We start from the raw sequence: 16,976 nt of genomic DNA on the forward strand, positions 1-16,976 counted from the left end.
GTATGTTTTGTCATTCAATCAATGTAGAAATTAAACAGCCATCTCAAGTACACTTCAATTTGCCCACTATCCCATTCGTGACAAGTCTCCAAAGTAGGTTTTTCCAGTTTTACTCGCTAGGATTACCAAAGCAATGCAGCTTGAATATAAGCTGAATATCGCCCTAATTGGGTAGCCGGAGAGGTTTAGGTCCCTCTACAATCTGTATATGCGCTGCCACACTAGGTGTTTCCTGAGCTAGCAAGTGCTTATCATCTCAGTCGGTAAAGGTGAATTTGGGCGATTTGATCTTCCGCACTGGACTAAGCGGAATATTTTGTTGAGCTTTAGCTTGATTCTGGGTATCCATTTGCCCAAGGCTGCTCAGATCCAATCGGGTGGTTTGAGAGCTGGGATGCTGATTAAACGTAATGTTGGGTTGCTGTGAGATGCTTTGCTGATGAAGCAAGTCCATTGCTTTGCCAACATCCCCTTGCGCAGAACTTAACAAGTGTTTATGAGTTGCTGGAACCAGGCTGTCGCGACCAGCAATCAGCAAGTTTTTGGCAATATGCATTTTATCGGTTTCCCGAACGACTTGTTGCCGTTGTGCGAGCTTGTCAAAGTTTTGCGAGTGAGAGTCTGTAATATCTCCAATATCCGAGAAAACTGAAAAGCGAGCTTGTGGCATGTTTTGCATTTGTAGTTTGCTTGTTTGCAGCTCTTCTGCCGGAGATTGAAATAGCTGAACAGTTGCTAACTTTCCGATAATTGCCAGATCAGATGGTTTACGCTTTGGATCGGTGAGTGTTTGCATCACAATTTTTCCCCTTCGCGTGTCGCGGGTGCCATGCTCCTTAGTTTTTGCACCTTTGGTTCCTTTCACTTGTAGAGATTTCAAGCCTGGTGTATGCGCCGAAAGTGGCTCCGAGTTATCGGTATGATCACCATACATTAAAAGCGTAGGGGAATTGGTTTTCCACACTAATGCGCCTTGATGACTGCGTTGGTTAAAGGCCATTTCCGCTTCAGAGTCAGTCATTTGTGAACGTTTATCGCGTTGGATCTGAGTTCTGATATTTTCGTCGGCACTGACTCCCCAGTCTTCCATATTTCCAGTATTGGCTTTGATCCGAATATCGGTGCTTCTCGGGGATTGCCTCGCAATATAGCTCGGCAGTTGTTTGCTTAATTGCGCCTGTCGGGATTGACTCATTTGCCAAAGACCCATTTGCTTGACACTTTGTTGCTGATCAAAAACACTGAAATCGAAAGGCTTGTGTTGCGATGAAGAAGTGTCGTGGCTCGATGATTGGGGAGCAAACAGATTAGGAAAACCAAAGGGGGATGGGTTTGTGACGAATGGCTGCTTGAGTTTTCGCTGGATCCTTTTATTTCGGGGGAGTTGTGAGGAAAGCTTGCGCAACTGAGATGAGGACCACATCGGGATTGCTTTACCTGAGGCGCTCTTAAATCTTTTTGCTGGTAATTCATAATCATCGAGGCCTGCTTGCGAGGCTGTGCGCTTTCTTCCTTGGTTATACATCGGGTATTACTCCTTAGTGTATAGAGCTCTTATGATTAGCAACATTCAGGCCATCACGAATCACTATTTGTGAAGTGCTAACGGAGCACAGTGAATTAGGGAGAAAAGCCAATAGCTTGACGAAGGGAGAGAGCTTAACCTATTTCGCCGTGGGTATAATTTTACCCACTATAAGGTTTACAAAATGAAAAATTTATCAATAACAGATAGATATAAGTTGGCACTGTAACTGCTAATAGCTTGAATAGAAGATTTTCTATGCTACGGAGTTAAGGGTTATATGGCGCTAACTGATGTCGCGATAGCAAGCGAGCGACGCCTAACACGGGCTTTGCAACTCAGAGTGGATGGGATCAGCTCGCTTAATGCGATGACCGATGATTTCTTGCGCTTGTCGTCGCTGCAGGGGCAGGAGGGGATTTCACAGGCCTATCAGTTTAATTTGGAGTTGAGGGCAAATGATGTAGAACAGTTAAACCGACAGCAAGTGGAGCAGTTAGCCAGCTTTAATGCTGCCGCGGTGGTCGGTTTATGGGGAAGTGTCCGGATTGCTTGTGCTTGGCATCAAGACCGTTTTGCCCACCACCCAGTAGATGACGCTGCCGATTGGGAAGGCAGCACGCCGTCACGCTATTTTCAGGGGATTGTAACTAGCATGACGCTGATGGCCCCTGGTTGTTACCAACTGGCGCTGGGTTCACCTTTACATTTTCTTAATTTACGTAATCGCTATCACATTTATCACAGCATGGATGTTGTTGCTTTGTTTAGTTGTTTACTAGAGCGGGAAACTGCGTCGGGACGCTTAAAGCTTGAATTTCGTTTTGATGAAAGCCTAACCGTGAGTCGGGTGCAAGATTGGTTGCAAGCCGGTGAAACGGATATGGCATTTTTACAGCGCATCGCTGGTCACGTCGCGGTGCATTATTACTTTATACATCACTCAAATGAACTTAGCTTAGTGTTCTCTAATCGGCCGACGGCGCTACGAGAAGTAGATATCCCCAACTGTGATCAGCAGCCTCTAGCCTTGCGTTACAGTTATTCTAGTGCGGAAAAACTGGGTCTACAGCAAAACGATTTGTTTTGTGACATGAGTTATCAAGTTAAACTGGTGCCTCAGTCAGTGGATGCAATCCTCACCCGCGAAGAGGCGCAGTGGGAGCAAAATGATGTAGCGGGCTTTACCAGTTACAATGGCGACCCAGAACAGCAAGATAACCCACAGTATTTAAGGCATCGTCGCTACGCCTATGGCACGGATCGTAGTGAGGCAGAAGGCCAGTTAAAGAAATTAAAGCAGGAGTTGGCAAGCGATCAAGAAACCTTGTCGGGTAGCTCGACTTCACCCTTATTGAGCCCGGGGTATACCTTTCAATTGTCGCAACCGACAGCCGCCAGCAGCAACGAGATGCGTTTAATGCGTCAGTCTTTTAGCGGCAAAACCTTCGTGGTCACCAGTATTCAGCACAAAGCGAGCGATCAACAGCCCTATAAAGGTACACTGCAGGCAAGTGAAGTCAATCCGCAAACCGACAGTAGTCAAGGCACGCTACTCAGTCCTTTTTCGATGGAAAGTACGCAACAGGGAAGTGTGCTGGCCAGGGTGTTAGAAACTGCGGTACCAAGGGGGTGGCGTTACCGGGAAAAAAGTAATTTTCAGGTGGAGCAGGCACAGAATTCTTTTGCCGGGGACGATGAAAAAGAAAAAGGCTGTTTGGTTCAGTTTGCCACCGCGCGTGATAGTTCCGAACAGTTTTGGGTAAGGTTGAGTTCGCATAGTTCATCGGCACCCGAAGTGGGGGCGATGGTGATGGTTTCGCGCGCTAATAACGATAGCGAATTACCCGAGCTTAGCGTTGTCGCATCACACGGTTCAAAGACCGTGCAACCTCCCGATCGGCGTAATCAGTCCTGGACGGCCAATACCAATTGGGGTTCCAGTTACTCTTGTAGTTATGGCGATGGCATTAGCCTGCGTTATGGTTATAGCTCGGTGGTTGATTTTGAGCGTGAAAAAGCAATTGTCGAAAGTGCCTATGATAACGCCGATATGCATGGCAACAGCTATGATAATGTCAGTTTTTCGCGTGGTGGTGGATATAACCTCTCATTGAGTAATCAAAATGCCGATGGGGTGAGCAATGCCAGTGTCTCCGCCGGTAGTAGTTATAATGAAAATCATGCCAAAGTAAGTTATGGCTACAGTGATACTGGTAGCACGCAAAATTACTCTCAGGTGGGTAAAAGCGTTAGTCGTTCAGTAGTCGGCAAATACGATGGCCAAGTTGATTTAAGTCAGCCGAGCTTCATCAATGGCAGGGTGCCTGAGCAGTCGATTATCGATATCGCCAATACCTTAGCCGAAGGCGATAGCTACAACGAGCACCATGCCAAAGGACGTAGCATATCGCTGAGTGGGCAGGGGATTGCCCCGCCAAGCTTTGGTGGCACTAGTGCAGTGGTCTATTCCGACAGCATTGTCTGTGGTAATACCGAAAGTAAATCGCAGCACATGGGTAACTCCAATAATAGTAATCAGCATATTGGTAATAGTAATTCCACCAGCCTTACGCTGGGCAATAGTGACTCCAGTCATACGACGCTGGGGAATAATAGCTCCATATCGGCTCAAATCGGCGATACCTTTGCTATGAACTCCTTTATGGGGGGTCGTACTGACATCTCAACAACGCTGGCAACGGTCACCAATATGTCAACCTTCTTAGGTTTGACCTCGCATATCGATACTTATATGGGCTTGAAGAACAATATCTCTACCCAGCTTGCGGCAACGAGTAACATTAATACTAGTATGTCGGCCGTTAGTAATATTGAAACCAGTATTGGAGCTAGCAATACCATCAGTACCAACATTAGTGCCAGCAATGAGCTCAGTACTAAAATTGCGGCGAGTAATGCCATGGCGACCCATATTGGCGCATCGAACAGCGTCACCACGAACATCAGCGCTAGCAATAATGTGTCAACGACTCTGGGAGTGGCCAATCATACCGAAACCTACTTAGGACTTAAAAACTCAACGTCTACATTTATCGGCGCGACTATGGATAGCAGCGTAAAACTCGGTAGCAGCATCTCGTCATCGGTGGCCTTGGCCAGTGATATCAGTTCGTCTACTTTTATGGGGGCGAAAATTGAAGATTCGAGTTTCTTTGGCATGAAAGCCGAATTCTCAACTTTTATGGGGATCAATATCACCAGTAAAACGGTTGCTTCGGTGGATATTGAAATGAAAAGTGCACCCTTAGCGCTCAAGCCACTGAAAGCCTCGGTTGAGATTGAAATCGACTCGGGTCCACAAATCAATATGCTGGTCATGCAGATTAATCTATGACGATGCAGCTGATTAAACCTCGATGTTTAGGCCTGATATCGCGGCCTTATCGCTTTGATGAATGGGGCTTAGCCATTGGCGCCTTAAGTTTTTTTTCGTTAGAGAAAATACCCCGCTTGCTGCTTGAAAGTGAGCAATGGCCGCTCATGACCAAAGCGTTGGGGCAAACTCAGGTGCTGGATATGGGATTCGCCAAACCGAAGGGGGAAGTATTGGTCGCGGGCGCGGCATACCCGTCCCAAGGTCAGGCTGCCGAGCGTTGTCGGGTTGCGCTGCAGGTGGGGCCTGTAGACAAGAGTCTTGTTGTCGTCGGTGATCGTTACCTCAGGCATCGCTGGTTAACGAAACTCAGCCAGCCGCAGCCCTTCAGTCGCATGCCGTTGAGCTATGAGCGGGCCTATGGCGGGCCTAACATGCCCAATAACCCTATTGGTCGCGGTGCTGGTTGTAAAAATCAAGGTACTAAGCTGCAGCCTTTGGCTAACTTTTACTATCCTTCCGATAATCAGCGCTTAGGATATCAGCCCAAGCATCCCGCTGGCCTTGGGCAACTGGATATTGGCTGGCCGCAGCGTAGCCGATATCAGGGAACTTATGATGAAAAATGGCTTGCGGAACGCCACCCCGGATTTCCGCAAGATGCTGATCCAAAGTTGTTTTTAGCCGCAGCAGAAGACCAACATTTTAATGCTTTCATTGAGCCCCAAACGGCCTTTAAGCTTAGCGGATTGCATCCTGAAATAAGTACCATTGCAGGTATTTTACCCAATATTCGGATTCGTATGTTGGTTCAGCAGCAGTTGGATGGTGCGCTTTGTTACCGGGAAGTCGAAAACCACATTGATACCCTATGGTTGTTTCCTGACGCGTTGTTGGGGGTGGCGATACATCGTGGGGTTGTGCCAATTGAGGATGTCGATGGTTTGGACATCAAACAACTACTGTTAGCCTGCGAAGGTGTGGATGACCCCCCTCGCTCGCTGGCCCATTACCAACAGCAACTGGCAGAGCGCAGTGACCCGACATCGGCCACTAATAGTCTGTTGAACGAAGCGCCACTGTTGCCCGAGAAGACGCCGCAGCAATTGGCCCGCCGCAAAACTCTCATCACCAATGCTCAAAATGCGCTACAAGAACGCAAGCGAGCTAAACTCTCCGCCTTAAAGGCCGGCCAGCCAGAGTTGGGTTTAGCCAGTCCTGAAGACGACTCGGAGCTTGACTCGCTGGCAGCGATCCCCTCTGAACTGATGAGCGAATTCGATTACGATCTATCACCTGTCATGGCAAAGGTAAATAGCTTGTGCGCGAAGCTCAAAGCGAGCAGTACCGCTGCGAGCCCTGTGCAAGCAAGCAAGCCACTCGGGCAAAGCAATCAGCAGTTGCGAGCGCGACTCATGCGGATTGCTGGTGAACGGGATGCAACAGCAAGCGGCTTATCCCCGCAGGCACAGGCGGAGCAACTACAAGCGGCGTCAAGCCTGCAAATGCGTCAACTTAGTCCGACCATGACCGTCGATTATCTCCCCCTGCCAGAGCAACAATCTTCGCTACTTCGAATATGGCTGCAAGAGCTACTTGCTGCAGGCGAAAGCTTGTCAGGGCGAGACTTAGCTGGCGCCAATTTAAGTGGCTTAGATTTTAGCGGGCAAAATTGCCGCAATGTAATGCTGGAGGGGGCAGATCTTAGTGATTGTAATTTCTCGTCCTGTGATCTGAGTGGTGCAGTGCTCACCGGAGCCTGTATTGGTGCCAGTAACTTTAGCAAGGCCAAGCTGCATGCTAGTAATTTGTCTGCAACCACTGGTGATGGGCCTTGTTTCGATGGTGCTGAACTCATTAAAACCCAGTTGCTGGAAGCGCAGCTCAGCAATGCCAGCTTCATTCAGGCTTCGCTTAAGCAAGTCAATGCGACCAAGGCCAAACTAAAAGCTGCCAACTTTAGCGGGGCCGAGCTCATAGACAGCCAGTTGCTGCAAACCGAATTAGTCGGCAGTGTCTGGCAGCATTGCCAGGCTAGCGTCCTCGTTATGTATGGGGCCGATTGCTGTGACAGCAACTGGCAGCATGCTCAGGTAAAGCGTTGCGTCATGGTCAACATGCGGCTGAGTTTTAGTCGTTGGCAAGGGAGCCGTTGTGAACTGCTACAGTTCGGCCCTGGGGGGGAGTGGCAAGGGGTTAACCTGAGTCGCGCAAGCTGGAAAATATGTGGTTTGAGAGCGCTCAGTTTAAAAGATTGCACAGCAAGTTCGGCGGTGTTTGTCGAATGTGATTTTAGTTCGGTGCAGTGGGTCGATTCAGACTTAAGCCAAAGTACCTTCTATCGTTGTTTGATGGGCGATGCCCTGCTTCATTCATTGGATTGGCGAGCCAGCCTACTGCACCAAACCAAGCTACGTAAAGTTAAGGCCAGTCAGGTCGACTGGCGAGGTGCCACTATGCATGAAGTCGATACTGACCATGGTGCTTTTGATCTGTGCCGTGTTCATGGGCTCAAGCAAAGCCCCAAACCGAAAAAACTAATTCCTGATCAAGAGGTTAATACTAATGCAGCCCAATGATTTACAAGAATATGCAGCAACAGGCAAACCGGTGATGAATGCCGAATTTTGTGGTCAGAGCTGGCAACAAATTTCGATAGAGGGGCTAACTTTTATTGAATGTAAATTTAACCAGATGAACTTACAGGCATGCCAATTGACTCGCTGTGTGTTTATCCGCTGTGATTTTTCCCAAAGCAGTTTAGTTCAGCTTCATTGGCAACAAAGTAATCTGTTGCAGTGTCAGGCTAAAGATACGCACTGGCAAGGGCAGTGTCATGGGGCCACTTTTGCGGAATGTAACTTCACTGGCGCCGTGTTGAATAACTTCGAGATTGAGGCCAGTACTTTTAGCGACTGTCAGCTCGATAAAGTCGCCGTCATGCGTTGCAGTTTTAAAACGACCGCTTTAAACCAGTTATCTCTGGATGGCGCATTGCTCGATAGTTGTCAGTTAAACAACGTGGCGTGGCTGAAGGCTGATTTAAGCGATGCCAAGCTCATCAACTGCCAGTTTAATCAGGTTTTGCTGCTGGAATGTGATTTGAGCGCTCAGGACTTAAGCCAAGGACAATTACAAAATTGCACCTGCTCAGAGAGTCGATTTATTGGGACGCAGTTTAAAAACGCCCAGCTTCAGGGGAGTAACTTTTCGAAATGTTTGATTGAAGAGGCTTGCTTTGAAGGGGCGCAATTGCAACGTAGTTTATTCATCGAAGCGACGATTAAAAGCTGTTCATTCAACCAAGCCCACATGCAGGGCGTAAATTTCCAGCAAGCGACGCTTGATGCTTGCTTACTCAATCGATGCCAGTTGAATGAGTCTTGGTTTAAACATGCGGTGATCAGCAATAGCGATTTTTCTGCGAGTGAGCTAAGCAATGCCAATTTTTCCCATGCAGTGCTTAAATCCTGCAATTTTCAGGACGTGGCTCTACAGCGTACCAACATTCATGCGATGCAGGACAAAGATTGTAAATGGCCCAAATTTACAGAGGGAGCGGTGCTGCAAACCGATGTCGATTTAAGTCAGATCGAACAAAAACTAAATCAACTGGGGATCGTTCTATGAAGCCATATGTTGCTTATCAACAATTGAGAGTCGAGCTACCACAAACCACAGCAAAGCCTGAACAAGCTGCTTATACAGTGGCTCATGTGACCGCCGTGATTCACGATGAAGCGGGACGAGCGGTAAAATATCAGCTTGATCATGATATTGAAGTGGTGCTGGCAATGAGTTCACTAATTCAGCCGGTTCGTGGTGATTTAGTTGCTTATCTTAAGACCGAGGCTGGTTGTTTTCTGCTGCATATTCTGCAACGTAATTGCGAGCAGGTGACGCAAATAAACAGCGTCCATCCGATACAACTGCACGCGCCCAAAATTGTTCTTTCGGCAGAGCAGGAGCTTGAATTGCTTTCACTGAATCGCTTTTCTCTCACCGGTCAACATGGGCTTATTTCGGTGAGCGGAACCTTGGTGAGCTGTGCTGATTTCATGGTGAAACAGGTGAATCAGTTGATGGTCACAGCCAAAGGTTTACTGCGCCTGTCTGGCAGGCAGCAGGTGATTACCGCCGAAGAAGATGTACGTATCGACGGCAAACGGATCAATATGGGGTGAATATTATGTTTGCAAATACCCAAATGACGGCGATTAATTTGGCCTTTCCCGATGTCTGTAAAACTCTGGTAGGGGTGGCACCAGTGCCGCTCCCTTATCCAAATATTGCGACCACCAGTATGGCGATCCCAACGGTGTTTAATCAGTTCACCGAAGCCATGCCAGATCACAACTTGTTGACGACGGTGGTGTTAAGTAATGGTGACGAAGCTGGCCTGTTGTTGGGATTGGTATCGAACCTGATTATGGGGCCATGTAGCCACGTGGTCGGGAGCTTTAAGGTCTTCAAGTCGGTCATGCCTGCAACCAAAATGTTATCGATCACTGGTCAGAATGGCCCCTTGGCTAATGTACCCGGTGTGACCTTAAGCCCCTGCCAGGTGAAGGTGATGATATTGAGTTAGTGGCATGTATTCATGTCTATATAAAGTTTATTGTAGTTTGTTGAGCCGGATTTTTTGGCTGTTGAAAGGAGCACAACATGGAAGATGGGTCAGAAAAAAGAGCGGTGTTAATTGCTGGGGCGGGTAGCTTAAGCCCAAGTCCGTTACTCGAAAAAGCGCGGCAGCTTAGAGCAAATAAAAAAAGTCCAAACAAAGTTCAGCAGTCTGTTCCTGCTCATTCAGAGCCAAGTAAACGACAGCTTAAATCTGATGGGACAGCGGTGTATCCGAATGTATCCTTAGATGTTTCGCAAGGTGCTAGAGCCAAAATCGAGCAAAAACGTAAAGAGTTGGCGCAAAGCCGAACCTTGCCCTCATCAGGTGAGGTTTTTATCGCAACAGGGCCTTCACGTCCAGAGATGACGGTAGATGGGGTTATCATAAAAAATAAGAAAAAGACCAACACGAGCACCAAAATAACTGATCCTACATTTGGTTTTAAAGAAGGTGTTAGCCAGTTTTCAAACGGAGACTCAGAATTTACAAACAGGATATTTACCTCATCAAGCCCCGATTGGACAAAAACCAAATATGGTAGCCACGATGAATTTCTAGAGGCTTCAAAAGCGGTTCAATCGGAGATTGCTTCCGGTGGACATGCTTTATTTCGGGCAGATCCTAGCAACGTTGGCAAGGGGTATTTGGGCAAACATGATCCTGTATTGAGTGTTGCCAATTTACGAGAGCGATTAAATAAGCAAACCATTCTAGGGATTGGCACCGGTATGCCCACATCTACATCCTCAAAATTCACTTCATATAAGGCCTTTAATCAGTCGGAAAACATGGCGAGAACTGAAGCTTCGCTGTTGCTTGCAAAAGATACAGCCAAGGTTGGTGTATTTAAGGGACAAGCTTCTTATAAGGCAACTTCTGATTTTAAAAAGGATATCGGTATATCAGTTGAAAAAGGCAAACCGGGTACCACCATGGTACAGAGAACTCAGGTTTCGCTAAATTCGAGCCTTGACCCCACTCAAGTGAAAACTGAGTTGAATGCGGGCCGGGCATTTACCGTGCCTTGGACGGTTGCTCAACATTTTCCGACAAAATAGACCTAGTGTTATGAGCGGAAACTATTAAAGCCTGAGCCTTTTGAGGAAAAACTCTGTTGATGCTGATGTTTAGGCTGAGCGTGTGCATTTGAGTGGGCCATTGGTGACAGGCTTAAGCTTGGCTCTATCTTGTTACTAAAGCTATGGCTCCCAAGTCCGGTGCGCAGCTTGGTGCCGGGAATGCTGTCATTTCGGCTGACAATGTTGGGGCTTACACCACTAAAATAACCGCGGGTTTGGGGGTTTAGCTGATGATACATAATCGTTGTATCCCGTTTAGAAAACTCGCCGCCACTTACTGTCGGTGCCGGGCGTCGTGGGCTGGAACTGGGCTCGCCAAGCTCTTCTAGAGTGCGCATGCGCAGCTCTGTATGACTTACTTTGGAACCTAGGCCATAGGCGTTTGCCAGCTGGTAGTGGTCGTTAACCCCTTTATCGCGAACAATTCTAACCAATTGTTGATAATCTCGCAGCGGTGCGGCAATGGTAGATTTCATGGTGTTGTTTGCTCCTGTTTGACCGTTTGCTCAGGGGGACTATCAGGCCATTGAACTAGCGATGTTGCTAAGTTGAAGTGCTGCTGTTGCCAATGCTTCGCGTTATCAATCGTGCTAAAAGGACCAAGTAATGCAACATACCATTGTCGCTGATTGTCGTGAGTGGCAAAAATATTAGCGGTTTGACTTAACTCGAGTTTATTCAAGGCGAAGCTGGCTTGTGTTAAATCAGAGTATAGGCCAATTTGAACCGCAAATTGGCGATTGCCGGTATCAGCGACTTTAAGCTGTAAGTCTTGATTGCTGAGAGGCGATTTAAGCGACGCGCTATCAAGTTTAAATTTAAGCGGATTTAATACGGTATTCGGCGGAAGGATGGCAGTTAAACTTACGCCAATCGCGGCAAATAACACGAAGATAGCGAGCAGTGTCTTTGCCATGTTCTTATTCTCTTTATTGTTAATAATGTAAATTTAACAACTTTCGCTGGGTTTGCAATTAATAAGCTGTCATTTTGCCGCTTAGCTGCAAAATAGACTGGCAAAGTTATGGTCGGTGTTAGTTTTTGATGTCCTGAGTTTGAGTGCTGATGTGATGGTAGACAAGGGGATTAGCTGCTTTTCATCGTTCAGGTTAAAGATCTCATGGATCTCCACATAATGCTGATACAAGGTCTTTGGTTTACCTCGATAATAAATCCGTTGGTTGTCATCGGGCGCTGAAAAGGTGAAGGGTAGCATGCTGAATTTTAGCTTGTGCATTGCGCTGATTGAGGCTCGGTTATGGGCAAAAGCACAAGCATAACATGCGCTTATCTTGTGATAGTGTTCTCCCAAATATAGTAAGGTCTGCAATGCTTGAGGACCAAGTTGCTTGCCTTGAAAGTCTTTACCCAGCCAGAAGTAAAAAAAGCCAATGTTCTGCCGGATCCGTAGGCAAACCGATCCCACAAAACCCCAATGATCATGGATCAAGGCGAATACTCGCTGGTCTGGTTGTGATTGATTTTGATGAAGCCAATGTCGCCATTCGGCTTCACTGGCAAAGTTTGGTAAATTGCATAACTCGGCGATTGAGGGTTCATAAAATTGCCAGATAAACGCATTGTAGTGCTCGTAATCCAAGGGGATTAAAGTGAGCAGTTGATTGGAGCAATCGTCAGGGTGGTAAGATATGTTGCACTGACGTTGTTGCAGTAGCGTTATACTCTGGGTTAATTGTTGGGCTTCTGGATAGTGCAATAGTGCATTGCGTAAGCTTGCTTCTGCGTTATTTAGGTTTCCAGTTTTAATTAATGTCACCACGGTCTGATAGCAGTTATCAATCGCATTTTGTTGTAAACCTCGGGTACTTTCTAACCCAGCAATATATTTATGCAGTTGACGTCTTAAAATTAGTAGCAAGGACCAGTCTTCAAGCCAATCAGCTAATTCAATTGCTTTGATGAGTAATTGCGCTGAGGTTTGGCTCACTGGGTAAGCTTCTAATTTTTGTTGTCGTAACCACAGTAACCACGTTATACGCTCACAGGGAGAAATGCCATGTTGTAAGCCGTAGGTAATTTGGCTAGCAACCCGCGAGCCCATTTTATTGTCGAAGATCTCATGGCTTGCTAAGCCGGCGAATTTGAGTGAAAAATTGAATGATTCCATAGGCTTTAACCAAGTCTTTTGGGGATAAATAGCAATTGTTTAGAAAACGGTTCTGAAAATATATTCAAGCTTAATGCCAGTGCGAATAAATCGCAGATTAATTCAAGTAAGCGTCACTCGGACATGGTATTGACCATCAATATTGGATAGCGCTATGGATTCCTGGAAATAGATACATTGAGGCGCTGTGCTGGAGGGCTGACTAGATTTCAGGTGATAGATTCATGCAATCATCATCAGCATTATTTACTAACCTATCTGTCAAATAATGAGTTTGTCAACTAATGTATTGTTTATGAGTGAAAGCCGATAGTTTGTTTTTGGTTGTTTATAGGGTAAGGATGAACCCGGCACTATCAATAACTCAAAGATAGGAACAGGGAATAGTGAAAGACATATTGGAACAAAATATTGTTGGTCACTCGTACGCTATCAAAAGGGTGATCAAAGCCATTCGAACTCAGGCTGTATTTCCCACACCAGTGATTATCACGGGTGAAACAGGAACCGGTAAGGAATTGGCAGCACGTGGTTTGCATTATTCTGGAGGCCTTTCCAGTAGGCCATTTATTGCGCTTAACTGTTCCACCTTTAATGATGATTTATTTGTCAGTGAATTGTTTGGTCACAAGAAAGGTTCATTTACCGATGCTAAAACCGATCGTCAAGGCTTGTTAGCTGCGGCAGAGGGGGGCACTTTGTTTCTTGATGAGATCGATAGTTTGTCACTTAAATCTCAGGCGACGTTATTGCGTTTTTTACAAGAAAAAGAATTTCGTCCGGTAGGAAGTAACGACACCTGTAAAGCGAGTGTTAGGCTTGTGACTGCAACCAACTGTGATCTAGCAGAGCAGATCACCAAAGGTTGTTTTCGTGAAGATCTTTACTATCGTCTATTGATTTTGACCATTCATATGCCTCCCTTGCGTGAACGTATCGAAGATATGCCCGAACTGATAGAACACTTTTTGAGTAAGTTCGACAGTCAATACCAGTTAGGGCGAAACAGAGTCAGCGAACGAATCATGCATCAGCTGTGTCAACATAATTGGCCTGGTAATGTTCGAGAGTTAGAAAATACCTTACATCGGCTGTATTTAACCGCAGAACTCCCGCTCATTGATAATGTTGAGTACTTGCTGTTTGCATCAAAAACTTTGCGCGAGACCCAAACTGTGGTTGCTAAATCGAAGATTGCCACTGAGCCGGAAAATTTTGATGGTATTTCTTTCGCCGATGCTAAACGTCAAACAGTAGAGGCTTTCGAACTTGCTTTTGTGAAACATGCCTTGGTGAAGTGTAACGGTAATATTACTAAAGCTGCATCACTTTGTGGAAAAGAGCGCAGGGCATTTGGCAAGTTGGTGAAGAAATACAATATCAGTAAAAATTACCCTGACCTCGGCTTATCCTGCTGAGTTTTTCCTGTGAAACTTGGCGATTACTCAAGGGATCTGGTATCCATTCAAGGCGAACAATAAAAGTAATATTAAACTTTTAATGAATTCATAAGTCATGTTTACCCATCTCGGACCCTATCTATATAGCCTTAGCTACATCTTATGTGCAACTTACTTACCAAAATGATAAGCGATACGAACTTAAATGATGGGGTTGCAGCATCACTCAATAGCTCTCTGAGTCGAAATGTACCGGGCTACAACTTACCCACTGGGTATTAATTCACGCGTTCCTGATCACCTAAAATATACGCAGATAACATCTAACTATATATATCCCATTGTTCTTACTTGTTAATTATTTGTTTTATCAATTTGGCATCAGTTTTGCTGAAGGTTTAGTTATGTCGTTAACCACGAGGGTAACTATGACGGACGAAGTACAAGACATCAAGTTGGTGATCTTACGTTACCTGCAGCAGCATCCGGGATCAGAAGACTCCCTTGCAGGAATTACCGACTGGTGGGTAAAGCGGCAACGTTTCGATGATTCTATGATGGCGGTAGAGACAGCATTGAAGCGTATGGTAGGGGAACAGATCGTGGTTGAAACAAATCGCAACGGTGTTTCTTATTACCGATTTAATGCGAAGGCATGACCAAGGACGTGAGTCCACAATAGTAGTTTTGAGTGCTAGTCATAAGGAACTTTTGACTAGCCAAATCGTTAAGGAGTGAAGTTTTGGAAAGTTTACAAAAGAAACTGTCACGCGTTCGTTCTCCACGAGTACATATTACTTATGATGTGGAGATTGGAGATGCGATTGAACAGCGCGAGTTACCCCTGATGGTGGCCATTTTGTCAGATCTTTCTGGTGACCTGCCGTCCGTTGCACCAAATGACCCAGCATTAACACCGCTACCCGCGATTAAAGAACGATCGTTTGTTGAGATTGATCGTGACAGCTTCAACGAGGTAATGACGGGCTGTCAGGTGAGGTTAAAGGTTGATGTAGAGGATGTTCTGAGCGAATCGTTGGAGGCACCCGCGGCGAAGGAAAAAGGTGGGAAAGCAGCTAAGACGGCTAAGGAAGGTGACGTAGAGGAAGGTGACAAAGACCCTGCCTCTGAAGCTGCTACGGACAAGAAAAAGAAAGTCTTTATCCTCGCTTTCAATTCGATTGATGATTTTAGCCCAATGAATCTGGTGAATAATATTGAACCTACCGCTGCTCTCTACCAAGGCCGTTGTTATCTGCGAGACTTTTTAGGTAAGCTTGACGGGAATGATGCGCTTGATGAGCTGTTGGTGAAACTATTTAGCGACAAAAAGTTGCAGGATGAACTGATTGGTACTTTTGCAAAGGCGGATGACTTTTCTGCAGTAACTCCCACAGGCTTCACTCAACTGATGTTGACTGAAGGACATATGGCATTAGATGACTCGCAAATTCCTTATGTTCTTAACCTGATCGGCCAGTTCACGGTTGATGTGGTGCAAAAGCTTGATCCCAATCAGCCTGCTTTTGCGGCGGACCTGATCAATGATCGTATTTCCCACGTCGACAATTTGTTGAGCCTGCAGATTAATCTAGTACTGCAACATCCTAAATTTCAGTCTTTAGAAGCGACTTGGCGTGGCTTGCACTTTTTAGTGATGAATACTGAAACCAGTACTCAATTGAAGTTGAAGGTGTTCAATGTGTCTAAGGCCGATCTACTGAAAGATTTACAAAAGGCTGTTGAATTTGATCAGAGTGCTCTGTTCAAAAAAACCTATGAAGAAGAATTTGGCACTTACGGTGGTGACCCTTTCAGCTTTATGGTTGGGGATTATGAATTTGGTCGCCATCCTGAAGACATTGAACTCCTGGAAAAAATTGCTGGTGTAGCGGCAGCGGCTCACGCCCCATTTATCACCTCTGCTTACGCTAAGTTGTTTGATTTAAAAGATTTTTTCTCTTTAGCTCAACCGCGCGACTTGAGTAAGATTTTTGAAAGTGCGGAGCTTATTAAGTGGCGCAGCTTTCGAGAAACTGACGATTCTCGGTATGTCACGTTGACCTTACCTAAAGTGCTGTTACGTTTACCCTATGGACCCGATACGGTGTCGGTGGAAGGCTTTGACTTTAAAGAAGATGTAGATGGCCGAGATGCATCACGTTATTTATGGGGAAATGCAGCATATATTTTAGCACAGCGGATCACTAATGCTTATGCTAAGTATGGCTGGTTAGCCGCAATTCGCGGTGTGGAAGGTGGCGGGCTGGTGGAAGGCTTGCCAACGCACACCTTTAAAACACCTTCCGGTGATATCAAACTGACTTGTCCTACCCAAGTGACGATTAGTGATCGTCGAGAGAAAGAACTTAACGATTTGGGATTTATGGCCATTCTACACCGTAAGGGCTCTGATAAGGCCGCATTTTTTGGTGGGCAAACAACCAACTTGCCGAAGAAATATAACACCGATGCCGCGAATGCCAATGCCCGTATTTCAAGTATGTTGCCCTATGTATTGAATGCGTCGCGCTTCGCTCACTACATCAAAGTCATAATGCGTGACAAGGTGGGTAGCTTCTTAACCAAGGATAATGCGTCAGACTTCCTTAATAACTGGATTGCGAACTATGTGCTGGTTGATGACTCAGCCCCACAAGTGATGAAAGCGAGTTATCCGCTACGTGATGCAAGGATTAACGTGACCGATGTTCCTGGCTCACCAGGCAAGTATCGTGCAACGGTATTTCTTCGTCCGCATTTCCAACTGGAAGAGTTATCGACCTCGATTCGATTGGTGGCGGAGTTACCGTAGTTTCGACACCGAAATGCAGCACCAAGTAAAGCTTGGCTGCTCAGAAATATGGACAAAATGAGAGATAA

General features: G+C 46.1%; 13 protein-coding genes. 9 read left to right on the forward strand and 4 right to left on the reverse strand.

The features are described from left to right. Nucleotides 1-256: 256 nt before the first annotated feature. Nucleotides 257-1,525, reverse strand: coding sequence for a hypothetical protein (locus ACRRS1_RS10570; RefSeq protein WP_432467850.1), 1,269 nt, complete (start codon nucleotides 1,523-1,525; stop codon nucleotides 257-259). 280 nt (nucleotides 1,526-1,805) lie between these two features. Between ACRRS1_RS10570 and ACRRS1_RS10575 the strand changes: the two genes are divergently transcribed. From ACRRS1_RS10575 to ACRRS1_RS10600, 6 genes are all read left to right on the forward strand, one after another. Continuing rightward, on the forward strand, nucleotides 1,806-4,883 hold the full coding sequence (locus ACRRS1_RS10575) for a contractile injection system protein, VgrG/Pvc8 family (protein ID WP_432467848.1): 3,078 nt from the start codon (nucleotides 1,806-1,808) through the stop codon (nucleotides 4,881-4,883). After that, nucleotides 4,880-7,441: a DUF2169 domain-containing protein gene (locus tag ACRRS1_RS10580; RefSeq protein WP_432467847.1), complete on the forward strand. Its 2,562-nt coding sequence runs from the start codon at nucleotides 4,880-4,882 to the stop codon at nucleotides 7,439-7,441. The genes ACRRS1_RS10575 and ACRRS1_RS10580 overlap by 4 nt, the downstream gene beginning before the upstream one ends. Further along, a complete protein-coding gene (locus tag ACRRS1_RS10585) occupies nucleotides 7,428-8,492 on the forward strand; it encodes a pentapeptide repeat-containing protein (protein ID WP_432463231.1) in 1,065 nt (354 codons plus the stop codon). Before ACRRS1_RS10580 ends, ACRRS1_RS10585 begins: the two co-directional genes overlap by 14 nt. Next, entirely contained in the window at nucleotides 8,489-9,046 is a 558-nt protein-coding gene (locus tag ACRRS1_RS10590; protein ID WP_432463230.1) for a hypothetical protein, read from the forward strand. Before ACRRS1_RS10585 ends, ACRRS1_RS10590 begins: the two co-directional genes overlap by 4 nt. A 5-nt stretch (nucleotides 9,047-9,051) precedes the next feature. Then, nucleotides 9,052-9,450, forward strand: coding sequence for a DUF4150 domain-containing protein (locus ACRRS1_RS10595; RefSeq protein WP_432453222.1), 399 nt, complete (start codon nucleotides 9,052-9,054; stop codon nucleotides 9,448-9,450). Nucleotides 9,451-9,554: 104 nt separating this feature from the next. Further along, nucleotides 9,555-10,544, forward strand: a complete 990-nt coding sequence (locus ACRRS1_RS10600; RefSeq protein WP_432467845.1) for a hypothetical protein — start codon at nucleotides 9,555-9,557, stop codon at nucleotides 10,542-10,544. A gap of 8 nt (nucleotides 10,545-10,552) precedes the next feature. On the opposite strand, the gene ACRRS1_RS10605 is transcribed toward ACRRS1_RS10600, so the two are convergent. The 3 genes from ACRRS1_RS10605 to ACRRS1_RS10615 form a co-directional block, all read right to left on the reverse strand. After that, a complete protein-coding gene (locus ACRRS1_RS10605; RefSeq protein ID WP_432453220.1) occupies nucleotides 10,553-11,041 on the reverse strand; it encodes a hypothetical protein in 489 nt (162 codons plus the stop codon). Beyond that, on the reverse strand, nucleotides 11,038-11,481 hold the full coding sequence (locus ACRRS1_RS10610; protein WP_432453219.1) for an SPOR domain-containing protein: 444 nt from the start codon (nucleotides 11,479-11,481) through the stop codon (nucleotides 11,038-11,040). The genes ACRRS1_RS10605 and ACRRS1_RS10610 overlap by 4 nt, the downstream gene beginning before the upstream one ends. 81 nt (nucleotides 11,482-11,562) lie before the next feature. Beyond that, a complete protein-coding gene (locus ACRRS1_RS10615) occupies nucleotides 11,563-12,693 on the reverse strand; it encodes a GNAT family N-acetyltransferase (protein WP_432453218.1) in 1,131 nt (376 codons plus the stop codon). A 386-nt stretch (nucleotides 12,694-13,079) separates the two neighbouring features. Here ACRRS1_RS10615 and ACRRS1_RS10620 point away from each other — a divergent pair, with 386 nt between their 5' ends. The 3 genes from ACRRS1_RS10620 to tssC all read left to right on the forward strand — a co-directional run bounded on the left by ACRRS1_RS10620 (nucleotide 13,080) and on the right by tssC (nucleotide 16,908). Then, nucleotides 13,080-14,111 (forward strand): sigma 54-interacting transcriptional regulator, encoded by a 1,032-nt coding sequence (locus ACRRS1_RS10620; protein WP_432453217.1) that lies wholly within the window; start codon nucleotides 13,080-13,082, stop codon nucleotides 14,109-14,111. A gap of 410 nt (nucleotides 14,112-14,521) precedes the next feature. Then, the gene (locus tag ACRRS1_RS10625) at nucleotides 14,522-14,752 is read left to right on the forward strand and encodes a hypothetical protein (RefSeq protein ID WP_432453216.1); all 231 of its coding nucleotides are present in this window, start codon (nucleotides 14,522-14,524) and stop codon (nucleotides 14,750-14,752) included. Nucleotides 14,753-14,835: 83 nt separating this feature from the next. Then, the gene (tssC, locus tag ACRRS1_RS10630) at nucleotides 14,836-16,908 is read left to right on the forward strand and encodes a type VI secretion system contractile sheath large subunit (RefSeq protein ID WP_432467844.1); all 2,073 of its coding nucleotides are present in this window, start codon (nucleotides 14,836-14,838) and stop codon (nucleotides 16,906-16,908) included. Nucleotides 16,909-16,976: the final 68 nt, after the last annotated feature.

Source organism: Agarivorans sp. Z349TD_8, from assembly GCF_050870825.2.
Classification (GTDB): Bacteria; Pseudomonadota; Gammaproteobacteria; order Enterobacterales; family Celerinatantimonadaceae; genus Agarivorans.